The sequence below is a fragment of the Yoonia vestfoldensis genome, from assembly GCF_002158905.1.
Taxonomy (GTDB): Bacteria; Pseudomonadota; Alphaproteobacteria; order Rhodobacterales; family Rhodobacteraceae; genus Yoonia; species Yoonia vestfoldensis_B.
The window spans coordinates 58,192-72,453 of sequence record NZ_CP021432.1 but is presented as its reverse complement, the minus strand read 5'-3'; the positions used below and the strand labels follow the sequence as shown (position 1 = coordinate 72,453).

The window sequence follows — 14,262 nt, the reverse complement described above, 5'->3', positions numbered from 1 at the left end:
TCATTGAACCACAAACTCTCCGGTAAACCCGGGGCGGTTCAAACACCATCTAACGCCCAGCTTAAAACAGCCCTCTCGCTGATCGCCGCCGAGCTCGCGCGCGGCCCTCTGCGCAGTTCCTCTCTTTCAAAGATCATGCGCGACGCCTTTGGCGGTAGCGATGCAAGCGGTGCATGGAACTGGCGCATGGCCTATGACATGATGCAGGCTGCGGCTGTTCAAACGCTTTTCTTGGATGCGAGCGGGTCAGACCCAATTGGTGCTGCCAAGAACCTCGCGATGCGACTTTTGACCGAAACCCGCCGGTCCGAGCAACAGATCCGACTGCAACAGTTCTCGACCCCGCTTCCTTACGCGGCCCTCGCCGTGCGCGCGGCGGCGATCCGCCACGGTGAGACGGTGCTGGAACCCTCTGCGGGAACAGGCTCGCTGGCGGGGCTCATGAAACGGGCAGATGCCAAGCTCATGCTCAACGAAGTCGATCCATTTCGCCAGCGGCTGCTCGATGTGGTGTTCGACGCGCAGGCGAGCGGACATGACGCCGAACATATCGATGATCTGCTGACATCAACAACAGCCCCCAGCGTTATCGTGATGAACCCGCCGTTTGCATCCTCGGTCGATCGCTCCCGCGACAAGCACATTGCGGCCAAGCATCTCATCGGAGCCGCGAAACGATTGGCACCCGGCGGGCGTCTTGTTGCGATCATGCCGATGGGCTTCACCCCTGAGCGCGACACAGCACATTGGAAGCGGGCAATGAGCCTTCTCACGCCGAGCCTGGCCCTGACCATCCCCGGCCATGTCTATCGCAAGCTTGGCACCAGCGTGGATACCCAGCTGATGGTCTTTGATAAGGTCGATGATGACGTCGAGATAATCCGCGCCTCTGTCGACGATCTCGACGCGGCGGTCAGTATCGTCGACCAGATTGCCAAAGTGCGCGCGATTGTAGCGCCTGTGACGGCGGCACGCTCATTGAATGTCGGTCGCCCTCTGATGGGATCAGCGCCTTACAAGGCGCGCAAGCCTGTCGCATCAACGGCATCTGCCGCCAAAACGCCAAAACACGCAGCAACACCGCTGTCGTTCGCTACGCTTGAGACGCCTCGTGAAAACACCCCCATTTCCGAGATCTACGCCCGTTATCGCCCGCAGCGGATCGATATCGTCGGCGCACAGGAACACCCAACGCCGCTGGTTGAAAGCATTGCCATGGCCTCGGTCGCACCACCCGTGCCTTCCTTGCTGGCCGCCGAGGGTCTGCGCTTGCCAAACCGCTTGATTGCAGAGGGCCCTCTCTCTGAGGCCCAGCTGGAAACCATCATCATGGCCAACGATGCCCATGCGCGCGATTTGCCCGGCAAGTTCACCATAGATGACGACCAAACCAAGATGCTGCGCAGTGATGAGGAGGCGGCGGCCCGTGCTTACCGCTTGGGCTATTTCCTCGGGGATGGCACCGGTTGCGGCAAGGGCCGCGAGTGCGCAGGCCTTATTCTGGTCAATTGGCTCTCTGGGCGGCGCAAAGCTGTCTGGGTGTCAAAATCCGCAACGCTGATTGAGGACGCTGTGCGCGACTGGACTGACCTCGGCGGCTCGCCCGCCGATATCCAACCGCTCTCGAAATGGAAGCCCGACCAGCCTGTCACCATGGGCGACGGCATCTTGTTCGTCACCTACGCAACGCTGCGGTCTGCCGGCAAATGCGGCACCACGCGCCTGAACCAGCTTCTCGACTGGATGGGTGACGACTTCGATGGTGTGCTCGCTTTTGACGAGGCCCATGCGATGCAAAATGCGGCTGGATCGGAGCAGGGCAGGGGGGCGAAACCGTCCCAGCAGGGTCTTGCAGGGCTGCGCCTGCAACTCGCCACCCCGCGCGCTCGCGTCTTCTATGTTTCGGCGACGGGGGCCACATCTGTCCACAATCTCGCCTATGCCTCCCGGCTCGGGCTCTGGGGCCAAGGGCCAGAATATCCGTTCCCCAGCCGCGAGAGCTTTGTCTCAGCGATGGAGGCGGGCGGTGTGGCGGCCATGGAGGTGGTGGCCCGCGATCTCAAAACACTCGGGTTTTATACGGCGCGGGCGCTGAGTTTTGACGGGGTCGAATACGATGTGCTGGAGCATGCACTGACGCCTGCCCAAACAGAAATCTATGACGCTTATGCGGGCGCGTTCCGCACAATCCATCATAACTTGGAGGCCGCGCTGACCGCGACAGGCGTCAATGACGCATCGGGCGAGACAAATGCTTCCGCTGCAAAAGCCTCCGCCAAGTCGCGGTTCGAGAGCACAAAGCAGCGCTTCTTCAATCATCTGCTGATGGGCATGAAAGCCCCGTCAATTGTCAGCGCTATTCAGCAGGATATATCCGATGGTTATGCTTGCGTTATCCAAGTGGTCTCGACGGGCGAAAGCCTCTTGAAGCGCCGCTTGGAGATGATGGACCCCGATGATGAACTCGTTGAGGGGGCATTGACACCGCGCGACTATGTTTTATCCGGAACTCCGGATAAAACATAATATGCCGCGTCACCGTTATGCGGAGTTCGGGATTTCAACCTGTTGTTCTGCTGATTCATTTTCGGGTTTCCACTTTGGATAATCATGATGCCTCTGCTCTCAACCGCAGAAGGACATCCCCCATGAACTCCCCCTCCAACTCTCCGCTCGGCGGCCGTGCTGACGATCGAGAAAGCCTGCTTACGCGAGCCGCTTTCCCGCTTTATGCTGGACGGGACGGAAAGGATTGGGTGGAAACCGCGGTGGCAGAAAAGAGCAACATCGAGGCGGAAATGGCGCGGGTTCGAGCGCGTCTAGCCAATCTGGATGCCGAACGGCAGCAGCTTCAGCGCGAGATGGCGTCCCTCGAGGTTCGCCTCGCCGCTGAGCACGCGCCAGCCGTGAAACAGCCTTCCTTCGAGGACGCTCCGGTGACGAACAGTTCGCCGTCGCATGAAAAGGTCGATCTGTTCCGAAGTCTATTCGCCGGTCGGCCTGACGTGTTTCCTGTGCGGTGGGAAAACAGGAAGACCGAACGCTCAGGATATTCGCCTGCTTGTGCCAACGAATGGGTGAAAGGCATTTGCGGCAAGCCGAAGGTCAAATGCGGCGAGTGCCCACATCAGAAATTCATCCCTCCGAATGAGTGCATCATGGAAAAACACCTGCGCGGTGATGATGGACGCAGCGGGGATTTTGTCGCGGGCGTCTACCCGCTGCTCCAGGGTGATACATGCTGGTTTCTTGCTGCGGATTTTGACAAGGCATCCTGGGCGGAAGACGCCAGTGCGCTGCTGGAAACCTGCCGAGCAAAGGGAGTCCCTGCAGCGCTGGAGCGGTCGAGATCGGGCAACGGCGGTCATGTCTGGATCTTCTTCTCAGAACCCGTGTCCGCCCGTCTGGCGCGCCAGCTCGGATCGGTTTTGATCACGGAAACGATGGAAAGGCGGCCGGAGATTGGCTTTGCCTCCTATGACCGGCTGTTTCCAAACCAGGATATCATGCCGCTCGGCGGTTTCGGCAATCTGATCGCACTGCCGCTTCAGAACACTGCGCGCAAGGCTGGCAACAGCGTCTTTGTGGACGCGGGAATGCGGCCATTTGACGATCAGTGGGCCTTTTTGTCTTCCCTGCCGAGAATGTCGGCGTCAGCGGTGAGTGACCTCGTCGAAACGGCGGAGCTTTCCGGGCGGGTGTTGGGCGTGCGCATGCCGGTGGATGACGAACAGGCGAATGAGCCCTGGAAGATGTCTCCGTCACGCCACAGCACGCCACGACGTCTGGATGTGCCCATCCCGCAAACCATCAAGGTGACAGTCGCAGACCAGATCTATCTCGACCGGTCAGAGCTGCCTTCGGCCATGATTGCCCAACTGGTCAGGCTGGCCGCGTTCCAGAACCCCGAATTCTATCGCGCCCAGGCGATGCGGCTGCCGACATTCGGCAAGCCGCGAATTGTGTCCTGTGCCGAACTACATCCCCGACACGTCGCCCTGCCGCGCGGCTGCTTCGACGAAGCGATCGGGTTCCTGTCCGATCACGGTGCGACAGCCGACCTGGACGATTTACGTGCAGACGGAACCCGCTTGCCGGAGACGGTCCGCTTCCGTGGCGAACTTCGCCCGCCGCAAACGCGCGCGTTTGACGCCCTGGCCGAACATGATACCGGTGTGCTTGCCGCCACGACCGCATTCGGCAAGACGGTCGTGGCCGCGGCGCTGATCGCACATCGTGCACGCAATACACTGGTGCTGGTTCACCGCCGGGAACTGCTAAACCAATGGGTCGAGCGGCTGAAGTCCTTTCTGCAGATCGACCCGAAGCTGATCGGCACCATCGGCGGCGGCAAACGCAAACCTACCGGTGTGATCGACGTGGCGCTGATCCAGAGCCTGGTCCGCAAAGGCGAAGTAGACGACATTGTTGCCGACTACGGACACCTTATCGTCGATGAATGCCATCATCTGTCTGCGTCAAGCTTTGAACTGGTCGCCCGCAGATCGAAGGCGCGCTACGTCACCGGGTTGTCGGCGACCGTCGTCCGAAAAGACGGACATCATCCGATCATCTTCATGCAATGCGGCCCCGTGCGCCATCAGGTGAGCGCCAAATCGCAGGCCGCCGAAAGCGGCATTCACCATCGGGCGCGTGAACGTCACACGAGATTCCGTTTGCCGGAGCCCCTCGCCATGGCGGAGCGCCCATCCATACCTGCAATTTATGCCGCGTTAGCGGAGGACCCTGCTCGAAACGATCTGATCTTCGACGATGTGCTGAAATCACTGGAGGCCAAACGCTCGCCGATCGTGCTGACCGAACGGAAGGATCACCTCCAGTATCTTCAGGACCGGTTCTCCCGATTTGCGAAAAACATTATCGTGCTCCGCGGCGGCATGTCCGCAAAGGACCGGAAGGCAGCGCATGCGGGGCTGACTGTCGATGACGATGAGGAACGGCTGATCCTCGCGACAGGGCGCTACATCGGTGAGGGCTTCGATGATGCGCGGCTCGACACCCTGTTCCTGACCATGCCGATCGCCTGGAAAGGCACGCTGGCGCAATATGTCGGCAGGTTGCATCGGCAACATGACGGAAAGAAAGACGTCCTGGTGGTCGACTATGTCGACAGTTCGGTTCCGGTCCTGTCCAGAATGGCGACCAAGCGACGAACAGGCTATCGGGCGCTCGGCTATGTGATGGAATAGCGCCCCGCCGGACGCGGGACGCCAGTTGTTACGCGTCCGGTCAGGAACGCTGCGTGGCCGCCGCCAATATCTGCATCAGCTTGTCCGAGGGTTCCCGGAACTTGCCCGGTTTGATCAACGGTGCGTGATGGGCATCCAAGAGCGCGAGCTTCTCGGTCGGGTCTGCGCGCAGATACATCTCCGTTGTCTGGATGCTGGCATGACCGAGCCAGAGCGCGACCTTGCGGACATCGCCGGTTGCCTGAAGTGTATGCATCGCACAGCTGTGTCGTAGCACATGCGGGGTGACGTGCTTTGCGGCGATCGACGGCGCCGAGCGTTCAGCTGTCACCACATGCTGCCGGAGCCTGTAGGCGAACCCGTCCCGTGTCATCTGGCGACCATCACGGTTCAGGAATAGTTCCGGCCCCGCATCGCCTGGCCGGACAGCCAGCCACGCGCGAATGGCGGCCTGGGTCTCTTTCCAGAGCGGCAGAATCCGCTCCCGCCGACCCTTGCCAAGAATCCGCACGCTGGAAAACGAGCCTTCAGGAAAATCGCCCATTCGCACTGCGAGCAGCTCGGACGCCCTCAAGCCCGCAGCATAGGCCAGGTGCAGCATCGCCCGGTCACGCAGTCCCCCAAGCGTATGGCGGTTCGGTGCGGCAAGCAGGGCCTGGAGTTCTTCCCGGGTCAGGTAGTCGATGAGCCTTGTATCCGTGCGCTTGACGGGCAGGGCTCGGATCATCAGCGCCTGCTCGAGACAGGCCGGGTGGCGATGTTCGACGAAACGGAAGAACGATTTGATCGCCGCCAGCCGCGCGTTGCGGGACCGGACGGAATTGGCGCGCCCTACCTCGATGTGTTCAAGAAACGCCCTGATCATCTGAACATCGAGGTCTTCGATTGCGAGTTCCGAAGGGGAGCGCTTGAGCCGTCCAGCGGCAAACCGCAGCAAGAGGGTGAACGCGTGGGCATAGGCTGCGATGGTATGTCGGCTTGCACCGCACTCGCCCGGAAGATGGGTTTGCATGAAGGCCGAAAGATCGGGAGCGAGCGGGGTCATGCTGCACCTCCGATCCAGGTCTCTTCGGCGGTCGAGGCGATCATCTCCAGCAGCACTGGCGTGGCCTCAAGGTACCAATAGGTGTTGGCGATATCGACATGGCCGAGATACGTGCTCAGGGCCTTCATGTGCCGCATGACCGCCTGCGGATCGTTCCCGCAGGCTTCCAGAGATCGCACCGCGAATGTATGGCGCAGATCGTGCAGCCGGGGTCCGGGACCAGTCGGAGTGCGATATCCGAGCTTGCGGACGATCCGGACGAAGACCACGTGGACCCTGGTCGCCGTCGGGGCACGGCCATGGCCGAGTACGAAAAGATCATCGCCGGGATTGCGCACGACGCCTCGGGCTTCGAGATAGCGGTCAAGCGCGGCGCGGGTCGAAGCATGTATCGGCACGAGGCGGCTCTTGCCGAACTTGCCATGCCGGATCATGAGACCGTCGTCGGTCAGGTCGTCGCACCGGAGGGACAAAGCCTCCGAAATCCGCAAACCTGTCGATGCAAGCAAACCGATAAGATTGTGGTAAGTCAGCGGGCTGATTGATGTCAGGCCCGGCACCAGAAGCGCTTCCCGCATGATCCGACTGATCTGGCCCTGCGTCATGATATACGGGGCGGGCCGCCGCCGTCGTGAACGGCCCAGCAGATTCAACGGCGGTATCTCGTGATGCGCATCTTCCGCATGCAGGAATACGGCTAACGCCCGGGCTTGATCGACCCGGATTTGCACGGCACCTGGCGTCGAGGCGCCACCAGCCCATTCCAATATCAGGGTAGTTGTCACGTGGCTGGCTGATCGGTCTGCAGCGAAATCCGCGAAAGAGCGCAAGGACGTCTCTTGCGCGGCAAACTTCTTTCCAAGGGCGCGGTTCAGTTGAACGAAGCGATCGACATGGGAATGCATCATGATGCGCACTCCGGCCAAGGCTGGGCCACACCTGCCAGCATCTCGATATCGACCTTGGCATAGATCGCGGTCGTATCACGCGAGCTGTGGCGAAGCGCGACACCGATCTGATCAAGATCCGCGCCGCCGCGCAACCAGGCCGATGCCAGTGAATGGCGAAACACGTGCGCGCCCGTCGGCAGACCGGTGAAGCCACCCCGGGCAAGGACACGGGAAACGATCCCGGCGATCTCAGCAGAGGACCGAAACGGAGTGAATGGCGCCTGAATGCGCAGAAAGACCCTGTCAGTTGTGACGACCGGACGCACATCTTCGATATAGGTCAGCAGCGCATCCCCAGCATCCTGTGGTATTGGTACCAAAACTTCGCGTCTGGCTTTGCCATGCAATCGCAACCGACTCGCACGCCAGTCAATGTCTGACAGCCGCAATTGCCAGATGTCACCGGCGCGCAAAGCCAGCCGCGCGAGCAGAAGGAGTATGGCGCGGTCCCGTATCTCGACAGGCGTTTTGGTTCCACAGGACGCTATTATCTCTTCAATTTTGGTTCGAGGGATCGTCGGTGGTACCGTTGACAGCTTGCGCGAAACGGCAGATGGCACAGCATACAGGAGCAACGGGGCGCATTGATTCTGAACAATCGTGAAGCGCAAGAAAGCGCGCAGAACGGTCACCGTCATCCGCACCGAAGATCTTGAGCGCTCTTCGCCCTGGTTCAAAACGATCGAGCGGATTGCCGCCGCGTTGTAGTCTTTCGGGGTTGCCCCGAGGCTATCCAGCCAGCGGCTCGCTTCGTACAAGAAGCGCCGTACGGTCTCGTGCGTCACCCCACGTTCGCGGCGCAACCATTCCGAGAACTCGGTCAGGCGCGGATCGCAGGTGGTAACGCAGTCAGGCGCTTCAGGCGGGATCAGACCCTCATCTCTCAGGAACCGGACAAAAGCACGCGCACCACGGCGGCGGTTCTTGAGGCGCGAGCCCAGCATGTCCTTGCCATGTTTGGTCTTCTCCCCACAACGGCAATTATGCCGTGCGAAATGATCGATGGTAGCCTCATCGATTCCGTGGGCCGGAACACGCATCAGCAGCGCCCATTCCGCGAAATGGCGGGCCTGAGTCAGCTGCGTCGAGTACGTCACCTTGCTATATCCGGTGGCGCAGAGCTTCTCTGCATGGGCCTCCAGATATTGCCCGAGCCGGGCGACTTCATTTGCAATGAAGACCACCCCGGTGGCTTCGAGATAGCTCAGGAATCTGCGTGTATCTGTGGCGTAGGCAGGCTTGCACAGTTGCGCAGGGCTGTAGCGGCCGCAGCGGCAGCGATGGCGAAGGAACCGATCCACCGCCGATGCGTCGAGGTCTCTGGTCGGGATCTTCCGGGCGCGTGCCCACTTCAGAAAATGCCGGGCGGCACCCACGGCGCCCTTCGAGAGCCGGGGATTGTCTGCGAGATAGGCACTGACCAGAGCGACGTCGTCGGCGTCAGCACGGCCGCCGAGCGGAGAGTTGGAGGGGGAGTTCATGGGGGATGTCCTTCTGCGGTTGAGAGCAGAGGCATCATGATTATCCAAAGTGGAAACCCGAAAATGAATCAGCAGAACAACAGGTTGAAATCCCGAACTCCGCATAACGGTGACGCGGCATATTATGTGCTCGGCTATCTCGAACAGGCGTTTCCGATCCACACCCAGAAGCTGGTCGAGATTGACGGCAATGTCGTCGCAGAGCCGCTGCGGGATGAAACAGGGGCCTTGGTCGTCTCTCGCGAAGCGTTGGCCCTGCGGGACGAGGCGATGATGGATTTGATGGCGTTGGCCCCGATCCCTGCGGCACTGGATCAAATCCTCTGGGCGTTCGGGGATGAGGCCGTGGCAGAAGTCACAGGCCGGTCCATTCGCCCACTCAAATCTAGCGATGGCGCGCTCTTTATTGAAAAGCGCGCTGCGAGCAGCAATTCGTCCGAGACGCAGGCGTTTATGGATGGCGAGAAAAACATCCTGATCTTCTCGGATGCGGGTGGCACAGGGCGATCCTATCATGCGGCACAAACGGCAAAGAACCAGAAGCGGCGTCGCCATTATCTGCTGGAACCCGGCTGGCGCGCGGATGCAGCCATCCAGGGACTTGGGCGTACGCATCGCTCCGCGCAGGTCAGCGCGCCGTTCTTCCGGGTCTGTACTTCGGATGTGCACGGTGAAAAACGCTTCACCTCAACAATCAGCAAACGTCTTGATCAGCTTGGCGCACTCACCAAAGGCCAACGTGAGACAGGCTCGCAAGGCATGTTTCGTGAAGAGGACAATCTTGAAAGCCCCATCGCGCGATCCGCGCTGCGAGGATACTACGCCGATCTTGCTGCGGGGCGAGCGGAAGCGATGGGCTATGAGACCTTTACCGATTGGACGGCGTTGAGGCTGATCGACAAGGATGGCGTGCTGCTCGAAGAATTGCCTCCCATCCAGCGGTTCCTCAACCGGGTGCTGGCCTTGCCGATCCACATGCAGAACGCGCTCTTTGCAGAGTTCATGCAGCGGATTGCGGATCAGACAGAGCGTGCACGGGACGCAGGCACGCTCGATCTTGGGGTGGAAACGCTGCGGGGCGAGACGATCAAACAGGTCTCGGCGGAGGATTTATGGACCTGCCCGCAATCCGGTGCTGTGACACGTATCATTGGATTGGAGGTGACAGATCCTGTTCACATCGCGCGCGCCGATGGCGCCCTTCGCAACAACGTCGACAAAATCCCTATGGTCAATCGGGCGTCAAGGCGGGTTGGGCTGATCTCTAAACGCCCCATGCAGATGTATGACGAAGACATCGTCACCCTCATGCGCAAGGTTGTGCGGCCCACTGGCAAATCCTATCTTGAAGAGGGCAAGTTTGAAGTCTCGGCTTGGGAGAAAACCGAGCAATTAGAGTTCATTCGGCTTTGGGACGAGGAGGCCGATGGTCTTCCCAAAACCACCACGACAAAGCTCTATTTGCTCACGGGTCTGTTGCTTCCGATCTGGAAGACCATCCCGACAAGCAACGAGCGCATCTATCGCGTCACGCCCGAAGGATGTGCGAGCATGATTGGCCGCACCCTCAGCGAGGAGGGGGCCGCAGCCCTTCGGGCGCGGTTCATGAAAGGGACGCCTGAAACGCCGGGTGAACTGCTGACAGCGGCCCTTGGTTCTACAGCGCCGGTCGATCTGGGGCGCGGCCTGACGCTGACGCGCCGCCGCGTTGCGGGTGACGTGCGCTTGGAGATTGGTGGGGCGGACAAAGGCACGATTGATGGTCTCAAGGCCCTCGGGTGTTTTACTGAAATCATCGCCTTCCAGCTGCGGGTCTTTGTCCCGCATGGTGCAGGTGTCGATGCGGAAGCAATCCTCGCCCGCATTGTTGGCGATGGCAATGCGCGTATCCGCAACGCAGCCTGATCAGTGGCGTTGACAGTCATCACAATACTTCAAACGCATCACAGCAAGCACCCGCCCATACAGGCGGGTGCACGGCCGGCATTCGTCACTCTAAAGGGATAGACTCATGAACATTGCAGAAATCAAAACAGCTGTAGACGGAGGGAAGACCGTTCACTGGTCAAACGAGGGCTATGTGGTCCGCAAGGATATACTGGGCCAGTATCTCATCGTCTTTGAGCCGAACGGCAGTGCCATTGGTTTGGCTGACCGCAGTGGGGGCCGTCTGAATGGTCAGGAAGAGGAGTTCTTCCTTTCCGATCGTAGTGTCTGAAACATCCCATTTGACCATTGGGCAAAGAATGGGTCGCGCTGGTGTTGTGGCGTCGTGCGTCCATTTGGGGCTCTGCACTGTTTGAGAGGTCGGGAGAAAGTTGAAAGCAGGCTTTCTGTTTTGTGATCCCACAAGGGGTCGAAAAGCAATCTCGGATGGTCTGGCAAGATGTCGGGCCCCGATAACCCAAGAAGGATAAGACCCATGTTCGCAGGAACCCTCACGAAAACCGCCGACACCGCAGCCGCTGTCTTCACCGGCACAATCCACAACACCAAGTTTGACATCGCGATCCAGTTGGAAACCCGCGCAAAGATGTCAGAGCGCAGCCCGGACTATGACGTCACGGCGGTCAATAAATCAGGCCGCAAGGTGCGTATTGGCACAGCCTGGAACGAGACCGGCAACACAAGCGGTAATCCCTACATCTCGATGCAGCTGGATGTTGGCCTTGGGCCATTCCGCGTCAATGCCGTGCAGACACAGGAAGCGCGTAAAGCCAAGAGTGAAGACTTCGAGATCATCCCGCTGGTCTCAAACGGCACGATGAAATCCGGGTCAATCTCGGGCGAGCTGACGGCGATGGATGCTGACAACGCCTTCGCAGGTTACATCGCCAACATGATGTTCGATCTGGATTTCATGCTCATCGAAAATGATTTCAAGACGGAAGAGACGCACCCAGATTACCGGATCGAAGTGAGCTCCCCAAAAGGCAACCCGATCCGCGTTGGCTCCGCTTGGATGGCCAAAAGCAACCGTACGGGGCACGATTACGTCTCGCTGCTGATCAACACGCCCGACGGCGATTTGCGCGTCAACGCCGTGCAGAACGAAGAGCAGCGTGGCGGGCAAACCTTCTCGATCATCCCGTTTGTACAGAGCGGAGATCAGCAGCCGGATGCAAGCAGTGGATTGTCACTTGTTGCTTGATGTACGCGAAACCATCGACTGACAGGACAGGGGAGCCGCGGCAACGCGGTTCCCCTTTTTTGTGTGAGTGTGCTTGAAAGACACTCGGGCTTTCCTAGGCGTTTAGGTGCGGCCCAAGCCGGAAATAGACGACTTGCGCAGCAAAAGTCTCGAAAGAGTGCTCTTTCCCAAATGCCGCCCCGCAGAATTTAGCTTGAGCAGAAAATTTAGCTTGTTGCGATCGGCCCGAAGCTGACGCCAATCCAGGCCGACAGCAGGCGATCAGAATTTTCGTCCAGCCGTAACAGCCGGATCGCCGTTCATAGATCCAGAGAGGCAAAGTGCTTCTGGCGCCGCCTACCGATTTTAGTGCGGTGTTGGTAGTGTATGAATATCCATTTGGCCTTGACTTCAGCCAGAAATCGTGTGGACTTTTACACAGTGTCGCGTGCCGTATTACCCAGTCAGAAAGAACGCGCAGGCTTAATTTTAGACCGAAAAAAGAGAGTATTCATGACACTTAAACCAGGACCAAAGCCGATAGCAAAATCGACAGGGAAACCAGATCAGCGCCGTCGTGATAACAAAACCACGCCAGGGAATACACCTTCCCTCAAACCTAGTAAATCTAGCAAGCCCCCAAAAAAGAAATGAAAGAGGGCTCTCGCTAATTTACCCTTTTAGCCCTGCAGGCCAATCGCTTCTACGTTGAATGACAGGTCTTGGGACGGAAAGGTCGGATTGTTCCGGCTAAGGCTGATCCTTATCGGTTGCGGCCGATTGAGCAAGAGACCGCAAAGCGCAGCAAACGGCCGGTCAGCGTGTTGCCATGCTCAGGTAGCCTGACATGGCTCCTTTGTTACCCCCAATCTGGTTGAGCGTCGCTTCCGGCCGATTCTGTGGAAAAACACCGTGTTGCTGGTGCAGAAATTAGCGGTCTGAACAGGGCGCGAGCGCCTTTCTTATCAGGCTTTGCGCGTTTGCTGCGGTGCAGGAAAGATCTTGGCTAGTTTGCGGAGGTTTTGGGCGGTTGCGGCGAGGAGAAATTCGTCATTTGCACCGTTCGGGCCGCGCAATCGGAGTCTGCCCAACCCGAGAATACGTTTGAGATGGGCGAAGAGCATTTCCACCTTCTTTCTGAGCCGCATCGAGATGACGTATTGCTTGGTCTTGGCAATGTCGCGGGCGACCTGACGGGCGTCTTCGTGTTCTTCGCGCGTGATGGAGCGGAAGTCGGCATTTGGGCAGCATTTCGCTTTTGAGGGGCAAGCTTGGCACGTCAGTTTCAGGGCGCGATATTTGGCGACACCTTTGCCGTCCGGGCCTCTGTTTGGATCAGAATAGTTGCGGCGGAATTGCTTGAGGGCTTCGCCTTCGGGGCAGATGTATTGGTTGTTGTCAGCGTCCCATTCGAAATCAGCGCGGCTCCAGGTGCCGTCTGTCCGGCCTGCCTTATCAATGACGGGGATATGTGGCGCGATCTTGCGATCCACAAGCCAGCCCAGCATCGGGCCGGAGCCGTATGCCGTGTCCGCGATGATGCGCTCGGGATGCAGATCGAACGTGTCTTTGACACGGTCCAGCATCGTGCGCACGGACCCGACCTCGGCCTGCCGGATCGACCTGGTCGCCTCGACATCGACGATCACGGCGTGGTCGGTATCGATCAGGTAGTTGGTGGAATAGGCAAAGAATGCTGGGCCCTTGCGCGCTGCCGTCCACTGGCTGGACGGGTCGGAGTGGGACGTGAACTTGGGCTCGACGGTCGTGGCCGCGCCAAAGGCTGCATCATCCAGAACCTCCAGATATTCCCGAACTGCGCGTGGCGCATCATCCGGATCGATGGTTGACGGGTTCCAGCCTTCCTTCGCGGTCGAGTTCTGCTTGTTGGCATCGGCCTCGATCAGGCTGGCATCCGCCGCAAAGCGTTGGCCGCTGACCAGACCCTCTGCAATGCACCGCGCCACAGTCGTCTCGAATAGGTGGCGCAGCAGGTCGCTGTCGCGGAAACGGCCATGGCGGTTCTTGGAGAAGGTCGAGTGATCCGGCACACGGTCCGCCAGATCGAGGCGGCAAAACCACCGATAGGCGAGGTTCAGATGCACCTCTTCGCAAAGCCGCCGCTCGGACCGGATTCCCAAGCAATACCCCACCAACAGCATGCGGATCAGCAACTCGGGATCAATCGAAGGGCGGCCTGTGTTGCTGTAGAACGGAGCCAAGTGATGCCGGATACCGGACAGATCGACGAAGCGGTCGATCGAACGCAATAAGTGATCCTGAGGAACGTGACCCTCGATCGAGAACTCGTAAAACAACGCGCCTTGCGCCTCTTGCTTCGGTCCCAACATCGCAGTTCCCCCCGTATCATACGAGGAATTGAATCAGCGACAGGCACCCAAATCAACAAGAGTTTTTCAACGGAATAGGCCCATTCCAGACATTC

At 59.2% G+C, this 14,262-nt stretch carries 9 protein-coding genes and 1 pseudogene; 6 read left to right on the top strand and 4 right to left on the bottom strand.

Annotated elements, in window-relative coordinates:
* Window positions 1-3 precede the first annotated feature (3 nt).
* Both LOKVESSMR4R_RS19590 and LOKVESSMR4R_RS19585 read left to right on the top strand, forming a co-directional pair.
* Window positions 4-2,502 (top strand): annotated as a pseudogene (locus LOKVESSMR4R_RS19590) (strawberry notch-like NTP hydrolase domain-containing protein); the annotation flags it as partial.
* Window positions 2,503-2,798: 296 nt separating this feature from the next.
* Window positions 2,799-5,210: a TOTE conflict system archaeo-eukaryotic primase domain-containing protein gene (locus LOKVESSMR4R_RS19585; protein WP_420645924.1), complete on the top strand. Its 2,412-nt coding sequence runs from the start codon at window positions 2,799-2,801 to the stop codon at window positions 5,208-5,210.
* A gap of 40 nt (window positions 5,211-5,250) precedes the next feature.
* On the opposite strand, the gene LOKVESSMR4R_RS19580 is transcribed toward LOKVESSMR4R_RS19585, so the two are convergent.
* Genes LOKVESSMR4R_RS19580 through LOKVESSMR4R_RS19570 form a run of 3 tightly spaced genes read right to left on the bottom strand, consistent with a single transcriptional unit; the run spans window position 5,251 to window position 8,686 of the window.
* Window positions 5,251-6,255, bottom strand: a complete 1,005-nt coding sequence (locus LOKVESSMR4R_RS19580) for a tyrosine-type recombinase/integrase (RefSeq protein ID WP_087205770.1) — start codon at window positions 6,253-6,255, stop codon at window positions 5,251-5,253.
* Window positions 6,252-7,163 carry a tyrosine-type recombinase/integrase gene (locus tag LOKVESSMR4R_RS19575; RefSeq protein ID WP_087205768.1) on the bottom strand — a complete coding sequence of 304 codons (912 nt, stop codon included), beginning with the start codon at window positions 7,161-7,163 and terminating at the stop codon, window positions 6,252-6,254. Before LOKVESSMR4R_RS19575 ends, LOKVESSMR4R_RS19580 begins: the two co-directional genes overlap by 4 nt.
* Entirely contained in the window at window positions 7,160-8,686 is a 1,527-nt protein-coding gene (locus LOKVESSMR4R_RS19570) for a tyrosine-type recombinase/integrase (protein WP_087205766.1), read from the bottom strand. The genes LOKVESSMR4R_RS19575 and LOKVESSMR4R_RS19570 overlap by 4 nt, the downstream gene beginning before the upstream one ends.
* 270 nt (window positions 8,687-8,956) lie before the next feature.
* Between LOKVESSMR4R_RS19570 and LOKVESSMR4R_RS19565 the strand changes: the two genes are divergently transcribed.
* From LOKVESSMR4R_RS19565 to LOKVESSMR4R_RS20535, 4 genes are all read left to right on the top strand, one after another.
* Window positions 8,957-10,591: a strawberry notch C-terminal domain-containing protein gene (locus LOKVESSMR4R_RS19565; RefSeq protein ID WP_237331975.1), complete on the top strand. Its 1,635-nt coding sequence runs from the start codon at window positions 8,957-8,959 to the stop codon at window positions 10,589-10,591.
* A gap of 106 nt (window positions 10,592-10,697) precedes the next feature.
* Entirely contained in the window at window positions 10,698-10,904 is a 207-nt protein-coding gene (locus LOKVESSMR4R_RS19560; protein WP_420645922.1) for a hypothetical protein, read from the top strand.
* Between the two features lie 204 nt (window positions 10,905-11,108).
* Complete coding sequence (locus tag LOKVESSMR4R_RS19555) at window positions 11,109-11,837, top strand: DUF736 family protein (protein ID WP_087213733.1); 729 nt, start codon at window positions 11,109-11,111, stop codon at window positions 11,835-11,837.
* A gap of 492 nt (window positions 11,838-12,329) precedes the next feature.
* Complete coding sequence (locus LOKVESSMR4R_RS20535; RefSeq protein ID WP_204248800.1) at window positions 12,330-12,470, top strand: hypothetical protein; 141 nt, start codon at window positions 12,330-12,332, stop codon at window positions 12,468-12,470.
* A 311-nt stretch (window positions 12,471-12,781) separates the two neighbouring features.
* Here LOKVESSMR4R_RS20535 and LOKVESSMR4R_RS19545 read toward each other — a convergent pair whose 3' ends face one another.
* The gene (locus tag LOKVESSMR4R_RS19545) at window positions 12,782-14,167 is read right to left on the bottom strand and encodes a transposase (protein WP_087208069.1); all 1,386 of its coding nucleotides are present in this window, start codon (window positions 14,165-14,167) and stop codon (window positions 12,782-12,784) included.
* Window positions 14,168-14,262: the final 95 nt, after the last annotated feature.